The sequence below is a fragment of the Microbacterium sp. TWP3-1-2b2 genome (assembly GCF_049896145.1).
GTDB lineage: Bacteria > Actinomycetota > Actinomycetes > Actinomycetales > Microbacteriaceae > Microbacterium.
Genome location: NZ_JAFCTS010000001.1, coordinates 663,402 through 682,229 on the forward strand (window position 1 = coordinate 663,402; position 18,828 = coordinate 682,229).

Consider the following 18,828-nt stretch of genomic DNA (forward strand, 5'->3'; position numbering starts at 1 on the left):
GCATGACCGCGACTCTTGCTCCTGAGAAGTTCGACGAGGTCACCGAGGCTCTCAAGGACGTCATGGATCCCGAGCTCGGGATCAACGTCGTCGACCTCGGACTCATCTACGATCTCGCCTGGGATGACGAGAACGACGCTCTTGTCATCCATATGACGCTCACCAGTGCCGGCTGCCCGCTCACCGATGTGCTCGAGGAGCAGACGGCTCAGGCACTGGATTCGGTCGTCGACCGGTTCCGCATCAACTGGGTGTGGATGCCGCCGTGGGGCCCGGAGAAGATCACTGACGACGGGCGCGACATGATGCGCGCGCTCGGCTTCGCCATCTGACATCGTCGTGAGCACGCCGGTTCGCGCACTCACGCTCGAGCAGTTGCGCGAGCGCACCAGCGAGAAGTGGCGAGAATATCCCGCCGATGTGCTGCCGTTGTTCGTCGCCGAGACGGACTTCCCGCTCGCGCCAGCGATCACCCGGGCGCTTGAGCGGGCGGTGGCAGCGGGGGACACAGGGTATGTGGCGTCGCGCACACCGCTCCCTGCCGCATACTCGGAGTTCGCACGGCGCCGGTTCGGCTGGACGCCGGACCCGGTGCGCATGCGCTCCACCGCCGATGTCAGCATGGGCATCGTCGAGATCCTCCGTCGTGTCACCGCACCCGGCGACCGTGTGATCGTGATGCCGCCGGTCTACCCGCCGTTCTACGACCTGGTGGAAGAGGCCGGTGCGATCGTCGAGCGTGTACCGCTCCGCGACACCGGTGCGGCCTGGGAGATCGATCTCGACGGCATCCGCGCAGCGCTCGAGACCGGCGCGCGTGCGGTGCTTCTGTGCAGCCCGCACAATCCCACCGGAACCGTGCACACGTCAGAGTCACTCGCCGCCCTCGCCGCTCTCGCTGCCGCCCATGGCGCGACAGTGATCTCCGACGAGATCCACGCGCCGCTGGCGCAGCCGGAGTCCGCGTTCACTCCGTTCCTCGCGGTCTCCGATGCCGCGCGTGAGGTCGGCTACGCCGTCATCAGCGCGAGCAAGGCGTTCAACCTGGCCGGGCTCAAGTGCGCGCTGATGGTCACGGCTTCAGACGGCCCGACCGGGGTGGTGCGCGCTCTTCCGGTCGAGGTCGAGTGGCGCACCGGGCAGTTCGGGCTCATCGCGGCGACGGCCGCGTTCAGCGAGCAGAGCGACGACTGGCTCGATGGGCTGCTCGCGACGCTCGACGAGAACCGGCAGTTGTTGGCCGCTCTGCTGGCTGAGCACCTGCCCGGCGCTCGCTACCGGATTCCGGATGCCGGATATCTCGCGTGGGTCGACCTGACCGACCTCGGCTGGGGCGACAACCCCGCGAGACGGATTCTGCGTGAAGCCAAGGTCGCACTGCACTACGGGCCGGCTTTCGGTGCGGAAGGCGCCGGTCACGTGCGTCTCAACTTCGGCACGAGCCCTGAGATCCTGACTGAGGCCGTCGCGCGCATCGCCGCGCTCCGTGACTCATGACCGACGTCCATCCGGTCTCGATATGGGATCGGGAGCGCGTCTGGGTGACGGTAGGCGCCACTGCGCTGATCTTCCTCGGCGCGATCGAGGCGCTGGCAGTGACGACGGTGATGCCGGTGGTCAGCGAGGCACTCGACGGGCAGGCGCTCTTCGCCGTGGCCTTCGCGGGAACACTGGCCACCAGCGTGATCGGGATGGTCGCGAGTGGTGCCGCATCTGATGCCCGCGGTCCGCGAGGTGCTCTCTACACCGCCGTGACGCTCTTCGTCGCCGGACTCGTCATCTCAGGGTTCGCGTTCACGATGGAGCAGTTCCTGATCGGGCGACTCGTGCAGGGACTCGGCGCCGGCGGTCAGACCGTCGCTCTGTACGTGGTCGTCGCACGCCTGTATCCCGCGCATCTGCACGGACGCATCTTCGCGGCTTTCGCTGCTGCCTGGGTGGTCCCTTCGATGATCGGACCGTTCCTCGCGGGCGCCGTCGCCGAATTCCTGGACTGGCGCTGGGCCTTCCTCGGCGTCGCGGTCCTGACCTTGATCGCCTTCGTCATGATCGCCGTGCGTCTGCACGGTGTCGACCTGGGCGGCGGGAACGCCTCGAGCGTCCGTCGTGTCTGGCTACGGATGCTGCTTGCCGTCATCGTCGCCGTCGCGGCAGTGAGCGTGGGTCTCGCTGCGGATCTTCCTCCGAGTGCGGGTTGGCCGATGGCCGTCGTGGCGGTGCTCATCATCGGGTTCGCCGTGCTGAGGCTGCTGCCCAAAGGCACGCTTCGCTCTGCACGTGGACTGCCGAGTGTGGTGCTCGCGCGGGGTCTCATCGCCGGTGCGTTCTTCGCCGCCGAAGCGTACATCCCGTATCTGCTCATGGAGCAGTTCGGCTTCTCGCCGACGTGGGCTGGGGTCGCTCTGATGTTGGCCGCTCTCGCATGGGCAGGCGGATCAGCGCTGCAGGGAAGATACGGCGAGGCGCTGGGGAACCACCGTATCTCGGTGATCGGCATCTCGTTGATCCTCGTGGCGCTCATCGCGGTGCTGGTGACGGCGATCGCGGATGCATCGCCGATCGTCATCGTGGTCGGGTGGGGCCTTGCGGGAGGCGGCATGGGCCTCATCTACCCGCGTCTCAACGTGCTGATGCTGGCGTATTCGGAGAGGGGGAACGAAGGGTTCAACTCCTCGGCCCTCTCGATCTCGGACGCGACCGGATCGGCCGTGGCCGTCGCGCTGGCCGGACTCGGTGTGGCGACCCTCGGCGGGGGCGTGCACGCATTTCCGATCGTCTACGCGTTCTGCATCGTTCTGGTGCTCGTCGCGGCCGTCCCCGGCTTGCGGCTCGGCCATGCCGCCGAAGCGGAGTGACGAGGCCGCGCCAGTCGTAGGGACGCGATCAGCAGAACCACCGCGACCATGGCGGTGATCGGCGTCGTGCCGACGACCAGCAGTCCGACGATCGCGACGGTGCCGATCGCGCTCGCTGTGAAGAGACGCCCACTGGAACGTGTGGGTTCCGGAATGCGCCGTGCCTCGATCCCGGCGAGGGCGAAGGCGATGAGGGCTGTCAACGCGATGACGGTCGCAAGCCACAGCGGCCTGGTCGTCCACCATTCGATGCTGCTCGGCTCCGGCAAGGCGATGCCTGTCATCATCGCGAAGATCGCAGAGACTCCCGCCATCGCGAGCAGCACCGGCATGTGCCACAGATAGATCGTCATCGCACGAGGGGTGACGAAGCTGCGGAACCGGGTGGGCAGAGGGCGCGTGCTCCACACCGCCAGCCGGTCGCGTACGAGCGAGAGCAGCATCGTGTGCGCGAGCCCCACCAGTAGCAGTGACGCAGTGGGCGGGTTGATGTTGGCGATCAGATCGGGGGAGTAGATGCCGGTGAGGAACGTCGCCACCAGGGCGGCGACCGCCGCGAAGCCGATCACGATCCGGGTGCGACGGGTGAGAGAGTCGATCCGCCCGTCGGCGAAGAAGAACCCCAACTGCTGCAGAGCGAGCCACACGAAAGCGAGGTTCACGAATCCGATGCCGTCGATTCCGGTGGCGCTGCGCGCGGCATCCACGGCCACGGCTGCGGCGACCATCAGGACGATCGTGATCCACGGTGCGCGTCGGTGAGCGGCAGCGAACAGCGGCAGCAGCACCTGGCAGAGCAGGAAGACGCCGAGGAACCAGAGCGGTTGGCCGTAACGGTAGCCGGCGATGGCCACCAGATCGGCGGGAACACCGTTGAGGAGCAGGAGAGTCAACACGACTCCCACGACACCGATCGTGACGACAGCAGGCAGGACGAGCCGATGGATCCGCGCCGCGATGAACTGTTTCGCGGTGCCTCCGCGTTGCTGCGAGCGCCGGAGAGATGTGTACCCTGCGAATCCGCCGATCACGAAGAACAGCGGCATGACCTGCAGCACCCAGCTCAGCGGGGCGATCCATACGGCACCGTCGCTCGCGTTCGCGAACAGGGGCCCGGCGTCAGTGACCGTTACACCCACCATCAGCGAGTGCAGTATGACGACGCCGAGCACGCACAGTGCGCGCACGAGGTCGATGCCGGTGTCGCGCGCCGCAGTGGTGGTGACGGTGGATCGCAGTTCCGCGATGGCCATGAGTTCCTCCTCGGTGGATGTTCGAGGAGGTTATTCAGCGGGCGAGTCGGGGCGCATCACCCTACGGGGTCGACGTGGCCCCTACGGCGGTAGGGGCCTCAGGCTGGTTCTGCGAGGCCGGTGTCGTAGGCGAAGATCACGGCCTGCACGCGGTCTCGCGCGCCGATCTTCGCGAGCACTTTGCCGACGTGCGTCTTCACGGTCTGCTCTGCGATGAACAGTGACGTGGCGATCTCGCTGTTCGAGCGACCCTGTCCGATGAGGACGAGTACTTCCCGCTCGCGGTCGGTGAGATCGGCGAGGAGGTTGCCGGAGGCCGTGGTGCGGGGTTTCTGCGCCGCGAACTGCGCGATCATCCGTCTGGTGACGCTCGGCGACAGCAGGGCGTCACCGGCGGCGATGACGCGGACGGCGTGCACGAGTTCTTCCGGGAGTGCGTCCTTCAGGAGGAAGCCGCTCGCCCCGGCCTGCAGTGCGTCGTACACGTAGTCGTCGATGTCGAAGGTCGTGAGCATCAGGATGCGGGGAACCTTGGCAGCCGGATACGCGGGTCCGAGGATCCTCCTGGTCGCCTCGATGCCGTCGAGCTCCGGCATCCGCACATCCATCAGGATCACGTCCGGATCGAGACGCGCGGCGAGGGCCACTGCCTCGGCCCCGTCTGATGCCTGGCCCGTGACGGTGATGCCGTCGTGTGCGTCGAGGAGCGCGGCGAAGCCGGCACGCACCATCGCCTGATCGTCGGCGATGAGTACTTCTATCGTCACGCGCTCTCCTGCTTCGAGTTCCACGGAAGCGCAGCTGCGACGGTCCAGCCGCCGTCCGCATCCGGACCGGCCTCAAGAGTACCGTCGACGAGAGCGACGCGTTCTCGCATGCCGCGAAGGCCGTGCCCGCTGGGCTGGGCTGCGATCTCACGCGTCGCGGCGTTGTTGTGCACTCGGAGGCGGATCGCTGCGTCATCAGTGCGCACGCTCACCGTGATGCGAGATCCTGGGGCGTGCCGCACGGCATTGCTCAGCGCTTCCTGGACGATGCGGAACGCGGCGATCTGCACGCCGGCGGGTGCAGAGGAGACGTCGGCCGTGACGAGCTCCAGCCCGACATCGACCCCGGCCCGGCGGATGCTGTCGACGAGCGCCGGAATGTCGTCGATGCCCTGCTGCGGGGTGAGCTCAGCGGACTGGTCCTCTGTGCGCAGTACTCCCAGCAGGCGTCGCATCTCGGTGAGCGACGAACGGGCAGTGGCCGCCAGATCATCGAACTCCGACAGTGCATCGGCAGGAAGATCGGGCAGTCGGTAGCGGGCCGTCGAGGCCTGAACCTGGATGACGGACATGCTGTGCGCGACGACGTCGTGCAGTTCGCGGGCGATCCGTGTGCGTTCTTCGACGAGTTCCCGGCGGGCCTGTTCCTCAGCCGTGTGGGCGCGTTGGCGGGTGAGTTCGTCGCCCAGGCGCAAGCGCCCTGCGAGCAGAACCGCGATCAGATAGATTCCGCCGACCACCGACGTGGTGACGATCAGGGAGTTCGCGCTCGGCACGGTCGGGAGCATGATCGATGCGATGAGCCCCGACCCCGTGCCCAGTGCGAACATGATCAGGCCGCGACGCCATCCGTGCTGGAAGGTGAGGGCGGCCACGGTGACGGCGAAGGAGATGAGCATCGGCACCGACCATGGCCATGGTGCGTGCACTGCCGCATCTCTGCTGATGGTGAGCGGGATCAGCACTGCGGCGACGGTGAACATGATGATCGCCAGGTTCGGATACCGGACGCCGACGAGCGCGGCAGTGACCGCGACCGCCGCGAGCAGCATCATGATCGGAACCGAGCTCGCGTACAGCGCGACGTGCACCGGGACCATGACCGAGTACAGCGCGATCGCGATCGCCGAGAGGATCACGATCATGATCGTGCGACGGTTGCGCGGAAGTGCGGAACGGCGAGCGGACGTGTCGCGTTTCTTCGCGTCGCGCTTCGCGCGCTTCTTCTCGCGCTTGTCGAATCGGGCGGCCTTCATCTGAGTCATCCTGTCACCCCTGCGGGGTCGCAGACGCGCACTTCGGACTCCGCGGGTGATGCGGAGCGCGCAGTGCGGTCGGCGCGCCGCCGCCGGATCGCGGCCGCGACACGATCGATCACGAAACCGAGGACCAGGGCGAAGCCGACGCCGAAGACGGCGCTGAGCAGCGGCTGATCCTCGAGCCAATGTCCGGCGAGGAGACCGATGCCTGCGCTGTAAGCAGCCCACATCACACCGCCGACCATGCTGAGCGGCAGGAAGCGCCGCCATGAGTATCCGAGGGCACCCGCCGACATGTTCACCGCGACGCGCCCGACCGGGATGTATCGTGCTCCGAGAATGAGCGGTGCACCGCTGCGTGAGAGAGTGCGCTGGGCTCGTTCGAACGTCGCCGCCACCCTGGGCCGGCGCATCCACGCGAACCGGGTCGTTCCGACGGATCGACCGATCGCGTACGCGATGTTGTCTCCGATCATCGCCCCGAGCGCTGCGACGGCGATCAGCAGCGGCACGTTCGTCTCGCCGGTGGATGCCGCGACGGCGGCCGCTGCGACGAGCACCGTCTCGCTCGGGATCGGCGGGAAGAAGCCGTCGATCACCGCTGTCGCGAACATCACGAGGTAGAGCCATGGCGAGGCGGCGGCCTGGAGGATGATGTCGTTGATGATGTCCACTCGTAGAACGTACGTATCGGCCGGGTTCGCACACATCACCCTCAGGTATCTACCTCGTCATACTGCAGAGGTGTCTTGCGGATCGGTGTGTGGGCGTCCTGACAGGTGGTCCGACCTATACTGAGAGGCTGGCCCCGCGTCTGCGCATGCAGCGGCCGACCCACCCCACCCTGACGAAATGGACTATCGCTGTGCTTGCCGTGCACGACCTCGAGATTCGCGTTGGCGCCCGCCTCCTCATGGATGGCGTGTCGTTCCGCGTCTCCGACGGCGACAAGATCGGGCTGGTCGGACGCAACGGCGCCGGCAAGACCACTCTGACCAAGGTGCTCGCAGGCGATCTGCTGCCCTCTGACGGCAAGGTCACGAAGTCCGGCGAGCTCGGCTACCTTCCGCAGGACCCCCGCAGCGGCGATCCCGAGATGCTGGCTCGCACGCGCATCCTTGATGCACGAGGCCTCGGCACGATTCAGCTGGGGATGACAAAGGCCGCTGAAGACATGGCTTCCGACGACCCGAAGGTCGCTGACAAGGCGATGCGTCGCTTCGGTAATCTGACCGAGCAGTTCGAGGGACTCGGCGGCTACGCTGCGGAGGCGGAAGCGGCCTCCATCGCCAACAACCTCTCGCTGCCTGACCGGATTCTCGACCAGCCGCTGAAGTCGCTCTCCGGTGGTCAGCGCCGCCGCATCGAGCTCGCACGCATCCTGTTCTCCGATGCCGAGACGATGATCCTCGACGAGCCGACGAACCACCTCGACGCCGACAGTGTCGTGTGGCTGCGCGAGTTCCTGAAGAGCTACAAGGGCGGGCTGATCGTGATCAGTCACGACGTCGAGATCGTCGGCGAGACGGTGAACCGCGTGTTCTACCTCGACGCGAACCGGCAGAGCATCGACATCTACAACATGAACTGGAAGAACTACCTGCGCCAGCGGGTGGCCGACGAAGAGCGCCGCAAGAAGGAGCGCGCGAACGTCGAGAAGAAGGCGACGACGCTGCAGCAGCAGGCCGCTCGCTTCGGAGCCAAGGCGTCGAAGGCCGCCGCTGCGCATCAGATGGTGGCGCGCGCCGAGAAGATGCTGGCTGGTCTGGATGACGTGCGCGAGGTCGACCGGGTCGCCAAGCTGCGTTTCCCGAAGCCCGCGCCTTGCGGCAAGACGCCGATGATGGCCTCTGGACTCTCGAAGTCGTACGGTTCGCTGGAGATCTTCACCGACGTCGACCTCGCGATCGACCGCGGCTCGAAGGTGGTCGTGCTCGGCCTCAACGGTGCAGGTAAGACGACCCTGTTGCGCATGCTCGCCGGCGTCGACCAGCCGGACACGGGGGAGTTGCAGCCCGGGTTCGGGGTGAAGATCGGCTACTACGCGCAGGAGCACGAGAACCTCGACGTCGAACGGTCCGTTCTTCAGAACATGGTCTCCGCGGCACCGCACATCACCGAGATGGAAGCGCGCCGAGTGCTCGGGTCCTTCCTGTTCACCGGCGACGACGTGCTGAAGCCGGCCGGAGTGCTCTCCGGTGGAGAGAAGACGCGTCTGTCGCTGGCGACCCTCGTCGTGTCTTCCGCGAACCTGCTGCTGCTCGATGAGCCGACCAACAACCTCGACCCTGCGTCGCGCGAGGAGATCCTCGACGCTCTGGCGCACTACGAGGGTGCTGTGGTGCTCGTCTCGCACGATCCAGGGGCTGTGCAGTCGCTGAACCCCGAGCGCGTGCTGATCTTGCCCGACGGTGTCGAGGACATCTGGAGCCAGGAGTACCAGGATCTGATCGAGCTCGCGTAGCAAACTGCGCGCTCCTGTTAGCGTCGAGGTATGCAGAAGCAGGAGCTGGCGAAGTCGTTCGAGAGCATCGGTGAGGAATACGACCGGTTCCGTCCGGGGTTCCCTGATGCCGCCGCGGCCGAGATCCTTCCGGCACGCGTCGGCAGCGTGGTCGACCTCGGAGCGGGCACGGGGAAGTTCACCCAGCGGCTGGTGACGCGAGCCGACCGAGTGGTCGCCGTCGAGCCGTCCGTGGCGATGCTCGATGTGCTGCGCGCGAAGCTTCCCGACGTCGAGGCGATCGTCGCGGGCGCGGAGAGCATGCCGTTGCCCGATTCGTCAGTGGATGCCGTCACCGTGGCGCAGGCCTTCCACTGGTTCGACCGGGAAACTGCGTGCGCCGAGATCGCTCGTGTGCTCGTGCCGGGCGGCACGCTCGGCCTGCTCTGGAATCATTCCGATCCGGACTGCGCATGGGACCGTGCCTGTCACCGCGTCGCGCACCCCGCGGTCACCGACGAGGATGCCACCACCGATTCCGCCGCGGAAGAGCTGCCCGGCTTCACCTTCGAGCGCCGCACGGAGATCGCGTGGTCGGAGAACATCACTCGTGCCGACTACATCTCCCGGTGGCTCACCGTGAGCAGCTTCCTCGTGGCCGAAGAGGAGACTCGCGCGCAGATGGTCGCCCAGCTGGAGGCGATTCTGGATGCCCATCCGCAGACGGCCGGACAGTCGCAGTTCGCACTGCCCATGCGCACCGACGTCTTCATCTACACGGCCTCATGACCCACGAGACCGAGGTTCCAGCGTGAGAACGAGCTGCACGCGCTCGGTCTCGTGCGGCAGAGTCGGTTTCGCGCCCGGGCGGCTACAGCATCCGCTCGGAGTGGTCGGTCACCTCGAACACGGCGCCGAGCGGATGCCGCAGCGCGAGCGCCTGCGCAGCATCCAGTCCGCGCAGCTCAGCGCGCAGCATCCGGCCGATCATCTCGTGCGTCACCAGAACGGGCACGCCGTCGGCCGCCCAGCCGCACGCCGACAACGCTCGTCGCGCTCTGCTCCGCGCTGCTGCGTAGCTCTCCCCGCCGGGAAACGCCCAGCCGTAGCGATTCTCGGCGCGGGCCTCGCGTGCACCGGGGAACGCCTCTTCGATCTCGTCGCGGGTCATCCCCGCCATGTCGCCGAGATGCAGCTCGCTGAGCTCCGGCACCTCGATGAGCTCGGCGCTGAGCCGCTCGGCGATGATGACGGCCGTCCGCAGCGCGCGGCCGAGTGGGCTCGAGCACACGGTGCGCACGCCGAACGGTATGAGTCGCTCGGCGACGGCTGAGGCCTGTGCGATGCCCTCTGCGGTCAGCGCTGAATCCAGTTGGCCGTGCAGGCGTCCTTCGCGATTCCACAGCGTCTGGCCATGACGCACCAGCAGCACACGCTGCGGCACGTGACGGTCCTCAGGGATCATGTCAACACATTGGCATATCCCAGGTCGAAATCGGAGAAGTCAGTCCACCCCGAGGAAAGAGCGGTCGGTGAGGATGAGCGGGCCGTCCTCGGTGACGGCGATCGTGTGCTCGGAGTGGGCACCCCGAGAACCGTCGACGCTGCGCAGCGTCCAGCCGTCCGGGTCGGTGACGAGTTCATCCGTGGTCGCGAGCAGCCACGGCTCGATCGCGAACACCAGGCCGGCGCGCAGCGGGAAGCCGCGCCCTGCGCGCCCGTTGTTCGGGATGTGCGGGTCGCCGTGCATGATGCGGCCGACGCCGTGACCACCGAAGTCGGTGTTGATCGAGTAGCCCTCGCCGTGGGAGACCGCGGCGATCGCCGCGGAGATGTCGCCGATGCGGTTGCCGATCGTGGCAGCCTCGATCGCGGCATCCAGCGCCCGCTCGGTGGTGTCGATGAGGCGGAGATCCTCATCGCGGGGCGTGCCGACGACGAAGGACACTGCGGAATCGGCCACCCAGCCGTCGACGGAGACCGCGAAGTCCAGCGTGACCAGATCGCCGTCGCGCAGCGTGTAGTCGTGGGGGAGTCCGTGCAGCACCGCGTCGTTGATCGAGGTGCAGATGACCTTGCCGAACGGACTGGCACCGAAGGAGGGGTGATAGTCGATGTAGCAGGACTCGGCGCCCTGCGTGCGGATCATGTCGTGCGCGCGCCGATCGATCGAGAGCAGGTTCGTTCCGACCTTGGTCTCATCGCGCAGTGTCGCCAGGGTCTCGGCGACGAATCGTCCGGCCGCTCGCATCTCGTCGATCTCGGCAGGGGTGCGCAATTCGATCATGGTGTTCCTCTCGTCTCATCCATTCTCTCCGATGCGCGCCGTCCATGCTCACAGCGAACACACGCTGAGCGCACATGCGCGCGTCGTACGATCTGATCATGTGGTTGCGACGCGCTTTCTACCGATGGCTCATGCCGGCAGCCGTCGTGCTGCCGCTGTGGCTGCTGATCGGCTGGGGCATCTTCAATGCCGGCGGGTGGGCGTTCCTCTGGGTGCTCTTCATCGCGATCCCGTCCGTCTTCGTCGGGCAGTTGGTGCTCACCCTTCTGGTGCGTGCGCGTGCCTCGGTGCGCGAGACCCGGATGCTCTCGTGGTGGGACGTGCTGGGATTCACCGTCTGGCATGCGTTGACGATCGCCGTCGGCTGCTACCCGCAGGCGTGGTTCCCACTTCTGCTGACCGGCGCGATCGCCGTCGCCCTCGCGATGTTCTGGCTGATGCTGTGGCAGCTGTGGAACGAGGCGCGTGGCGCAGGCGGCGGCATCCGCTTCAGCGCACCGACGGTCGAGACATCGCGGCCCGAGCCCGAGGCTCCGCGCCAGCGTCAGACCCGGGCTGAGGCCGACGTGTTCATCATCCAGGAGAAGCCGGCCTCCGAGCGCTGATCCGTGTTTTGGCACGGTGCCGGATCCATGGCAGAATAGATCTTTGTGCCGTTACCGGCTCTGCCTCAGGGGAGCCCTCGGTCGCATCACGCGCCGTTCAGCACACAATCACGTATTCCTTCCATCCCATGCATCCGACCTGTGGCGAGTGCAGAGAGAGACGATCATGCAGATCCTGGACGCCGTCGACGCGGCTTCGCTCCGTTCCGACATTCCTGTCTTCAACCCCGGTGACACCGTCAAGGTGCACGTGAACATCACCGAGGGCACCCGCTCCCGTGTCCAGGTCTTCCAGGGCATCGTCATCGGCCGTCAGGGCGACGGCGTGCGCGAGACCTTCACGGTCCGCAAGATCAGCTTCCAGGTGGGCGTCGAGCGCACCTTCCCGGTGCACAGCCCGGTGATCGACCACATCGAGGTCGTCACCCGCGGTGACGTGCGTCGCGCGAAGCTCTACTACCTCCGTGAACTGCGCGGCAAGAAGGCCAAGATCAAGGAGAAGCGCGGCTGATCGCTGCTTCTTCACAAGGCACCCCGGGACACAGCGTCCCGGGGTGCCTTCGTTCACCCTGGAGTGTGCGAACCTAGATGGTGCCGTCAGAGCGCGGTGCGAAGAACTTCCTGAAGGAATGCGATGACGACTCGATCCGCCCCCCACGTGCGCCATAGGAGGCGTCGCGGATTCCTCATCTTCCTTCGAGACGTCGTGGTGATCATCGTGATCGCGGCGCTCGTGTCCTTCCTCGTGAAGACCTTCGTGGTGCGCTCGTTCTACATCCCTTCGGCGTCGATGGAACGCACTCTCCTCGTCAATGACCGGATTCTGGTCGACGAGCTGACACCGAACTGGACGGGTTACGCACGCGGCGATGTCGTCGTGTTCGCGGATCCCGGTGGGTGGCTGCCCGCTCACGTGCAGGAGCCCGCGGGCCCACCGCTCGTCGAGGCGATCGACTCGCTGCTCACCCTGATCGGCCTGTCCGCGTCGGACAGCGAAGATCATCTGGTCAAGCGGCTGATCGGCCTGCCCGGTGACCACGTCGTCTGCTGCAATTCGCTCGGACAGATCGAGATCAACGGCGCCCCCATCGACGAACTGTCGTATCTGAATCTGCCTGAGGGGGACACCGCCGCATCGAATGAACCCTTCGACGTGACGGTTCCGGCGGACTCGCTCTGGTTGATGGGTGACAACCGCGACAGATCGCAGGATGCGCGCGCGCACCAGGATCTCCCCAGCGGCGGTTTCGTGCCTCTCGAGAACGTGGTCGGCAAGACCTTCCTCACCACCTGGCCCTTGGACCGCATCGGCGCGGTCGACGGTCATCACGACACCTTCAACGGCGTACCGGATCCGCAGGGATGACTGTCGTCGCGCCCACGCTCACCCTCGAGCGCAAACTGCTCGCCGAGTTCGATCTGATCATCTCGCTCGATGAGGTGGGGCGAGGTGCCCTTGCCGGCCCCGTCGCCGTCGGCGCATCGGTGATGGATGCCGCGGGCTCTCGCCGCCGGGTTCCTGAAGGACTGCGCGACTCCAAACTCGTCACCGAGAAACGTCGCCCTGAGGTGGCCGCCCGTGCCGCGGACTGGGTGCAGGCTTCGGGAGTCGGCTGGGCGAGCGCTGCCGAGGTCGACGAAGGCGGGATCATGCGCGCACTCGGACTCGCGGCCTCCCGCGCGATAGACGCCGTCGTCGCACTGGGCGCGCGTCTCGACGGGGCCCTGGTGATCCTGGACGGCAATCACGATTACGTCTCACGCGTGCATCCGATCCCTCTGCAGGTGCGCTCGGTGATCAAGGGCGACCGTGATTGCGCTTCGGTGTCTGCGGCATCCGTGATCGCCAAAGTCGCACGTGACGCGCATATGGCCGATTTGCATTGCGAGCACCCGGCGTATCAGTGGGACCGCAACAAGGGTTATGCGAGCCTGGAACACCGCGCGGCGATCAGGGATGCCGGGCTTTCGCCGTTTCATCGAGCGTCGTGGGCGATCGCCGATGCCCCCACTCTCTTCTGAACTCGTAGGATGGACTCATCATGGACGAAGAGGCATTCGACGATTACGACCGAGAGCTCGAACTCGCGCTGTTCCGCGAGTATCGGGATGTCGTAGGCCAATTCCAGTACGTCGTCGAGACCGAGCGTCGGTTCTACCTCGCGAATGAGGTGAACGTCGTGCGGCGCGACACCGAGCACGACTTCTACTTCGAGATCTCGATGACGGACGTGTGGGTCTGGGACATCTACCGCGCCGATCGCTTCGTCAAGGCCGTGCGGGTGCTCACGTTCAAGGACGTCAATGTCGAAGAGCTGCAGCGGCGTGAGTTCGAGCTGCCAGAGGAACTCTCGCTCGACGGTAAGTGACTCTTCCGGCACCGTTCTTGTTCTGGTGCCGGATTCCCCAGGTCGTGCGAATCACGCGGGAGGGGGATTGGTCGCCGCGCGCATGCTGTCTCCATGGCAGCGAAAGACGACCTCGGGCGCGCGGGTGAAGACCGCGCAGCACAGCACCTGTCGACGCACGGATATCGGGTCCTCGACCGCAACTGGCGGTGTGCACAGGGCGAGATCGACATCGTCGCCGAGCACGACGGCGTCGTCGGCATCATCGAGGTCAAGACCAGACGCAGCACAGGCTTCGGCCACCCCTTCGACGCGATAGACGAGCGCAAGAGACAACGGCTCTGGCGTCTGGGCTATGCGTGGGCCGCGGAGCATCGTGATGTCGTCGGGCATCGGATGCTGCGCATCGAGATCATCGGAATCATCGGTGCGGATCCCGCGACGGGCACGCTCGAGCATCTGGTGGATCTGCGATGAAGACGGCGCGCACATGGGCCGTCGCTCTCACCGGGGTGGACGGCCACCTCGTCGAGATCGAGGCGGATGTATCGAACCAGACGCCCGGATTCAAGATCGTCGGACTCCCGGACAAAGCGCTGGGAGAGGCCGCCCAGCGCGTGCACAACGCGGTGACGAATGCCGCGCTGGAGCTCACCCGCCGCAGGTTGACGGTGAATCTCTCACCGGCGAGCCTGCCCAAGCACGGCAGCGGATTCGACCTGGGTATCGCGATATCGGCAGTGGCCACAGGGGGAGTCCTCGACGCCGCATCCATCGCTCGAACCGTGCACATCGGCGAGCTGGGTCTCGACGGCCGAGTGCGCCCTGTTCCCGGTGTGCTTCCCGCCGTCTTCGCGGCCGCTCGTGCCGGGTTCGAGCGGGTGGTCGTGCCGCACGCGAATGCCGCGGAGGCGAGACTCGTGCCCGGGATGCAGGTGCGCGCCGCGACCACTCTGGCCGAGGTGGCGATGTGGCACGGAGCAGACATCGCGGTGGTCGACGTCGAACCGGTCGCTGCTTCCCTCGCGCCGCGTCTCAAGTCCGAGATGCTCGATCTCGCCGATGTCGTCGGCCAAGAGGAAGCCGTCGATGCCCTGATCGTCGCAGCCGCCGGCGGTCATCATCTGCTGATGAGCGGCCCACCGGGCGCGGGAAAGACGATGCTCGCGCGCCGTTTGCCGGGCATACTCCCACCCCTGACCGAGGATGCGGCGCTCGAAGTCGCGTCGATCCGATCGCTTTCCGGTGCCGTTGTCGACATCCTCGACGACATCCCGCCTCTTGAAGCACCCCATCACAGCGCCTCGGTGGCCGCGCTCGTCGGTGGCGGGTCGAGGACAGTGCGACCGGGTGCGATCGTGAGGGCGCATCGCGGGATCCTGTTCTTGGACGAGGCCGCGGAGTTCTCGCGTGTCGCGTTGGATGCGCTGCGTCAGCCGTTGGAGACGGGGAGCATCGAGATCGATCGTGCCGGTTTCCGTGCGCGATTCCCCGCGCGGTTCCAACTCGCGCTGGCGACCAACCCGTGCCCGTGTGGAAACTACGGTGTTCGCGGAGCCGAGTGCATCTGTCCGCCGATCGCCATCCGGCGGTACTCGGCGCGCCTGTCCGGGCCGTTGCGTGACCGTATCGACATCGATCTTCAGGTCGCGCGAGTCGCGGCATCGCGCGCGACTGCGCCTGAACGATCGGGAACGACCACCGCGGCGGCCAGGGCGCGAGTGCAGGAAGCAAGAGAGCGCGCGGGCAGACGATGGGCCGACACCCCGTGGACGCTGAATGCCGAGGTCGCCGGTTCTCATCTGCGACAGGGCGATCTGCGGCTTCCTTTCGATGTGCGGGCGCCGCTCGATCGCGCGCTCGAGCGCGGAATGCTGACTCTGCGCGGGTACGACCGCGTGCTGCGCCTGGCGTGGACGATGGCAGATCTCGCGGGAGTGGAGACGCCAGGACATGACGAACTCGGGCGCGCGCTCTTCCTGAAGAAGGGACTGATCGCATGATGGATGCGCTGCTTCGGGATGCTGAGGCGTGCGCGGCGGCCCGCCTCGCACGGCCCGATGACGATGTGGCCGAGACGTTGGCGCGCGTCAGCTGGGGCGTCATCGCCGAACCGGGGGACGGAGTGGCAGGGGCGCTGATCGCCGAGCTCGGCGTCGTCGAGGCGCTGCATGTCGCGATGGAGGATTCACGATTCACGCTGTCCGACCGAGTGATCGGGGAGGCGCAGCGGCGTTGGCGGCCGCGCGCCCGACTTCGTGCCGTCACGGAATCGCTTCGTGGTGCACACGAGGTGGGAGCGGGCCTGGTGCTGCGCGGGGACGCGAACTGGCCGGAGTCGCTCGATGATCTCGGCGACCATGCACCTGTGCTGTTGTGGGTCCGAGGCGACGCGGGTCGACTCGTCTCGTTCGAGCGGGTTTCGATAGTCGGCGCACGTGCGGCGAGTGCGTACGGCGAGTCGGTCGCTGCCGAGTTCGCCGGCGACTTGGCGATGTCCGGCACTCTCGTGGTCTCCGGGGGTGCCTACGGGATAGACGGTGCCGCCCATCGTGCGGCGTTGGGTGTCGGCGGCGCAACCGTAGCCTTCCTCGCCGGCGGCGTCGACCGGGCATATCCGGCCGGGCATCAGCAGTTGTTCGAGCGTATCCAGGCGTCCGGAGCGATGGTGAGCGAGCTGCCTTGCGGTGCAGCACCGACCAAGTGGAGATTCCTCGCGAGGAACAGACTCATCGCCGCGCTCGGACAGGCGACCGTCGTCGTCGAGGCCGGATGGCGAAGCGGGTCGCTGAACACCGCAGGGCACGCGGCCGCGCTCGGGCGACCCCTCGGGGCGGTACCGGGACCGGTGACATCTGCTGCTTCCGCCGGCTGCCATCGGCTGCTGCGCGAGTACGACGCGCGCTGTGTCACGAGCACGACGGAGGTGAGGGAGCTGCTCGGTGTGGATACACGACTCGGCGGCAGTGACGCCAGCGCGATGAGGGTCGACCCCGATCAGATCCGACTCATCGACGCCATGAGCACACGCACGGCCCGCTCCTGCGCAGAACTCGCCAGGATCGCCGGATTGTCCGACACGCGCGTTCGTGCTCTCCTCGGGCTGCTGTCCTTGGAAGGGCGAGTGAGCAGCGACGACGCCGGGTGGCGCCTGCGCGCCGGGTGATGACAAATCGCCGCCAGGCGCCTCATCGCTCATCAGGCCGGGTCGGCGAGGCACCTCAAAGTCGCGATCGCGGCGGGGCATGCTGGGTGCATGGATCTGAATGCCGCCGCCGATGCGTTCACCGCGCATCTCACGCAGGTGCGCAGGCTCTCACCGGCGACGGTGCGCGCGTATCGCTCGGATCTGCACGATCTCTCGGATGCCGTCGGCGAGAGGTCGCTCGCCGACGTCGATCTCGAGACGCTGCGGGACTGGCTCTGGCGGGCGACGCAACGCGGCGACGCACGCGCCACGTTGGCCAGGCGGGCCGCGGCCGCACGATCTTTCTTCTCGTGGGCGAAGGATGAGGAGCTGATCAGCGTGGATCCGAGCCTGCGCCTGATCGCGCCGAAGCGCGGACGCACGCTTCCCGCGGTCGCTTCGCAGGACGGCATGCGGAGCCTTCTCGAGGCGCATCGAGATGCTGCAGCAGACGGCGACCCTCTGCGTCTTCGCGATCATGCGATCCTCGAACTCCTCTACGGGTCTGGAATGCGGGTCTCGGAGCTCTGCGGCATCGATGTCGATGACCTGGACCTGGATCGCGCCACCGTTCGAGTGCTCGGAAAAGGATCCAAGGAGCGGGTCGTGCCGTACGGCATCCCCGCACGCGATGCCCTCGGCGCGTACCTGACGCGTGGACGCACCGTGCTTGCCACCCGCGCGGAGCGCACGACGCCTGCCGTGTTCCTCGGTGTACGCGGCGGCCGTCTCGGTCCGCGCGCCGTGTACACACTGGTCGCTCACGCGCTCGGGCCGATCATCGGCGCAGACGCCGTCGGTCCGCACGCGCTCCGCCACTCCGCCGCGACTCACCTCCTCGACGGCGGGGCCGACCTCAGGGCGGTGCAGGAGATCCTCGGGCATGCGAGCTTGGGAACCACGCAGATCTACACCCACGTCTCCAGTGAGCGGCTCACAGCGACCTACCGACTCGCCCACCCCCGCGCTTGAGCGGATCAGGCGCTCCGGCTGATGGGACGCCGGCGGCAGAGGTGCCGGCAGTCGGCGAGCAGCAGGGGAGGAGGATCGCCCGCGGCACATCTGCGAACATCAGCATGGGGTTGATGTAGACGTCGTCGAACCGCACCCCGAGATGCAGTTCGTCCGCCGCCGTGTGACCGCCGCGCCCAACAGTGCCGATCTCTTCTCCAGCAGTGACCGCGGCGCCAGGCATCAGCGTGGACTCCACCGGCTCGAACGTCGTCACGATTCCGCCACCATGGTCGATCGTGACCAGCGGCCTGTCCACGACCACGCCACGGAAGGCCACGATCCCGTCGGCCGGCGCGTGCACGACCGTGCCGACGGGAGCGGCGATGTCCACGCCGCGGTGGCCGGACGCGTAGGCATGCGCCGGTGCGCGGAAAGGCGCAGTGACGGCGCGATCACCGTCGACCGGCCAGATCCACGGCGGCTCCGGCGTCGGCGGCACGACTGCGGCGCCCGAGAGCAGGACGAGCAGGAGCGTGAACGCGATCGCTCTGCACACCGTGGCGACCCGCTGGTCGCGTCTGCTCTGGGCTCGCATCGGTCCATCTTCGAACGGCGGCCGCGCACGCGCGGCGGGAAACCCGCTTCCTGAGGAGAACGCGGCCAGAGAGCCGCCTGTGCAGGCGAGGTCGACGCCGACGGATCCTGTACACTGGAAGTCGCACCTCGATTATCGGGGTGACTACGCGTGCCCAAAGCGACCGGCGTCTGCAAGGACAAGGTCGTGGCATCGACTCCCTCAGGTCCTGCTCGCAAGAGCGGGTGGGAGCGTGTCGGGCACCAGGCCTGCCGATCATCCGATCGGCGACATAA

21 protein-coding genes are annotated in these 18,828 nt (G+C 66.9%); 14 read left to right on the plus strand and 7 right to left on the minus strand.

Annotated features, from left to right (window positions below):
- Positions 1-2 precede the first annotated feature (2 nt).
- The 3 genes from ACP7AR_RS03325 to ACP7AR_RS03335 are packed head-to-tail and all read left to right on the plus strand — an operon-like array spanning position 3 to position 2,855.
- Positions 3-332 (plus strand): metal-sulfur cluster assembly factor, encoded by a 330-nt coding sequence (locus ACP7AR_RS03325; RefSeq protein WP_426182728.1) that lies wholly within the window; start codon positions 3-5, stop codon positions 330-332.
- A 7-nt stretch (positions 333-339) separates the two neighbouring features.
- Complete coding sequence (locus tag ACP7AR_RS03330; RefSeq protein WP_426182731.1) at positions 340-1,497, plus strand: MalY/PatB family protein; 1,158 nt, start codon at positions 340-342, stop codon at positions 1,495-1,497.
- Positions 1,494-2,855, plus strand: coding sequence for an MFS transporter (locus ACP7AR_RS03335; RefSeq protein ID WP_426182734.1), 1,362 nt, complete (start codon positions 1,494-1,496; stop codon positions 2,853-2,855). Before ACP7AR_RS03330 ends, ACP7AR_RS03335 begins: the two co-directional genes overlap by 4 nt.
- Here the strand turns inward: ACP7AR_RS03335 and ACP7AR_RS03340 are convergent.
- From ACP7AR_RS03340 to ACP7AR_RS03355, 4 genes are all read right to left on the minus strand, one after another.
- Positions 2,777-4,108, minus strand: a complete 1,332-nt coding sequence (locus ACP7AR_RS03340; RefSeq protein ID WP_426182737.1) for an acyltransferase family protein — start codon at positions 4,106-4,108, stop codon at positions 2,777-2,779. The two genes, ACP7AR_RS03335 and ACP7AR_RS03340, sit on opposite strands and share 79 nt — an antisense overlap.
- Before the next feature lie 98 nt (positions 4,109-4,206).
- Positions 4,207-4,875 (minus strand): response regulator, encoded by a 669-nt coding sequence (locus tag ACP7AR_RS03345; RefSeq protein WP_426182739.1) that lies wholly within the window; start codon positions 4,873-4,875, stop codon positions 4,207-4,209.
- Positions 4,872-6,140 carry a sensor histidine kinase gene (locus ACP7AR_RS03350; RefSeq protein ID WP_426182742.1) on the minus strand — a complete coding sequence of 423 codons (1,269 nt, stop codon included), beginning with the start codon at positions 6,138-6,140 and terminating at the stop codon, positions 4,872-4,874. Before ACP7AR_RS03350 ends, ACP7AR_RS03345 begins: the two co-directional genes overlap by 4 nt.
- Positions 6,137-6,808: a DedA family protein gene (locus ACP7AR_RS03355; protein WP_426182744.1), complete on the minus strand. Its 672-nt coding sequence runs from the start codon at positions 6,806-6,808 to the stop codon at positions 6,137-6,139. Before ACP7AR_RS03355 ends, ACP7AR_RS03350 begins: the two co-directional genes overlap by 4 nt.
- A gap of 191 nt (positions 6,809-6,999) precedes the next feature.
- On the opposite strand from ACP7AR_RS03355, the gene ACP7AR_RS03360 reads away from it, so the two are divergent.
- Together ACP7AR_RS03360 and ACP7AR_RS03365 are read left to right on the plus strand one after the other, a co-directional pair.
- On the plus strand, positions 7,000-8,598 hold the full coding sequence (locus tag ACP7AR_RS03360) for an ABC-F family ATP-binding cassette domain-containing protein (protein WP_426187605.1): 1,599 nt from the start codon (positions 7,000-7,002) through the stop codon (positions 8,596-8,598).
- A 30-nt stretch (positions 8,599-8,628) separates the two neighbouring features.
- Complete coding sequence (locus ACP7AR_RS03365) at positions 8,629-9,366, plus strand: class I SAM-dependent methyltransferase (RefSeq protein ID WP_426182747.1); 738 nt, start codon at positions 8,629-8,631, stop codon at positions 9,364-9,366.
- Between the two features lie 82 nt (positions 9,367-9,448).
- Here ACP7AR_RS03365 and ACP7AR_RS03370 read toward each other — a convergent pair whose 3' ends face one another.
- Complete coding sequence (locus ACP7AR_RS03370) at positions 9,449-10,042, minus strand: histidine phosphatase family protein (protein ID WP_426182750.1); 594 nt, start codon at positions 10,040-10,042, stop codon at positions 9,449-9,451.
- Between the two features lie 39 nt (positions 10,043-10,081).
- Positions 10,082-10,864, minus strand: a complete 783-nt coding sequence (gene map, locus ACP7AR_RS03375) for a type I methionyl aminopeptidase (RefSeq protein ID WP_426182753.1) — start codon at positions 10,862-10,864, stop codon at positions 10,082-10,084.
- Positions 10,865-10,962: 98 nt separating this feature from the next.
- Between map and ACP7AR_RS03380 the strand changes: the two genes are divergently transcribed.
- The 9 genes from ACP7AR_RS03380 (at position 10,963) to ACP7AR_RS03420 (ending at position 17,976) form a co-directional block, all read left to right on the plus strand.
- Complete coding sequence (locus ACP7AR_RS03380) at positions 10,963-11,469, plus strand: MFS transporter permease (protein ID WP_426182756.1); 507 nt, start codon at positions 10,963-10,965, stop codon at positions 11,467-11,469.
- Between the two features lie 166 nt (positions 11,470-11,635).
- On the plus strand, positions 11,636-11,980 hold the full coding sequence (gene rplS / locus ACP7AR_RS03385; RefSeq protein ID WP_307364253.1) for a 50S ribosomal protein L19: 345 nt from the start codon (positions 11,636-11,638) through the stop codon (positions 11,978-11,980).
- A 123-nt stretch (positions 11,981-12,103) separates the two neighbouring features.
- Positions 12,104-12,835, plus strand: coding sequence for a signal peptidase I (lepB, locus tag ACP7AR_RS03390; protein ID WP_426182758.1), 732 nt, complete (start codon positions 12,104-12,106; stop codon positions 12,833-12,835).
- Positions 12,832-13,491 carry a ribonuclease HII gene (locus ACP7AR_RS03395; RefSeq protein WP_426182762.1) on the plus strand — a complete coding sequence of 220 codons (660 nt, stop codon included), beginning with the start codon at positions 12,832-12,834 and terminating at the stop codon, positions 13,489-13,491. The genes lepB and ACP7AR_RS03395 overlap by 4 nt, the downstream gene beginning before the upstream one ends.
- Positions 13,492-13,511: 20 nt before the next feature.
- Complete coding sequence (locus ACP7AR_RS03400; RefSeq protein WP_033107234.1) at positions 13,512-13,838, plus strand: DUF2469 family protein; 327 nt, start codon at positions 13,512-13,514, stop codon at positions 13,836-13,838.
- A gap of 93 nt (positions 13,839-13,931) precedes the next feature.
- Complete coding sequence (locus ACP7AR_RS03405) at positions 13,932-14,294, plus strand: YraN family protein (RefSeq protein ID WP_426182765.1); 363 nt, start codon at positions 13,932-13,934, stop codon at positions 14,292-14,294.
- The gene (locus tag ACP7AR_RS03410; protein WP_426182768.1) at positions 14,291-15,820 is read left to right on the plus strand and encodes a YifB family Mg chelatase-like AAA ATPase; all 1,530 of its coding nucleotides are present in this window, start codon (positions 14,291-14,293) and stop codon (positions 15,818-15,820) included. Before ACP7AR_RS03405 ends, ACP7AR_RS03410 begins: the two co-directional genes overlap by 4 nt.
- Positions 15,817-16,983, plus strand: coding sequence for a DNA-processing protein DprA (gene dprA, locus ACP7AR_RS03415; protein WP_426182770.1), 1,167 nt, complete (start codon positions 15,817-15,819; stop codon positions 16,981-16,983). The genes ACP7AR_RS03410 and dprA overlap by 4 nt, the downstream gene beginning before the upstream one ends.
- Before the next feature lie 90 nt (positions 16,984-17,073).
- Positions 17,074-17,976, plus strand: coding sequence for a tyrosine recombinase XerC (locus ACP7AR_RS03420; RefSeq protein WP_426182773.1), 903 nt, complete (start codon positions 17,074-17,076; stop codon positions 17,974-17,976).
- On the opposite strand, the gene ACP7AR_RS03425 is transcribed toward ACP7AR_RS03420, so the two are convergent.
- Complete coding sequence (locus ACP7AR_RS03425) at positions 17,939-18,553, minus strand: M23 family metallopeptidase (protein ID WP_426182776.1); 615 nt, start codon at positions 18,551-18,553, stop codon at positions 17,939-17,941. The genes ACP7AR_RS03420 and ACP7AR_RS03425 overlap by 38 nt on opposite strands.
- Positions 18,554-18,828 lie beyond the last annotated feature (275 nt).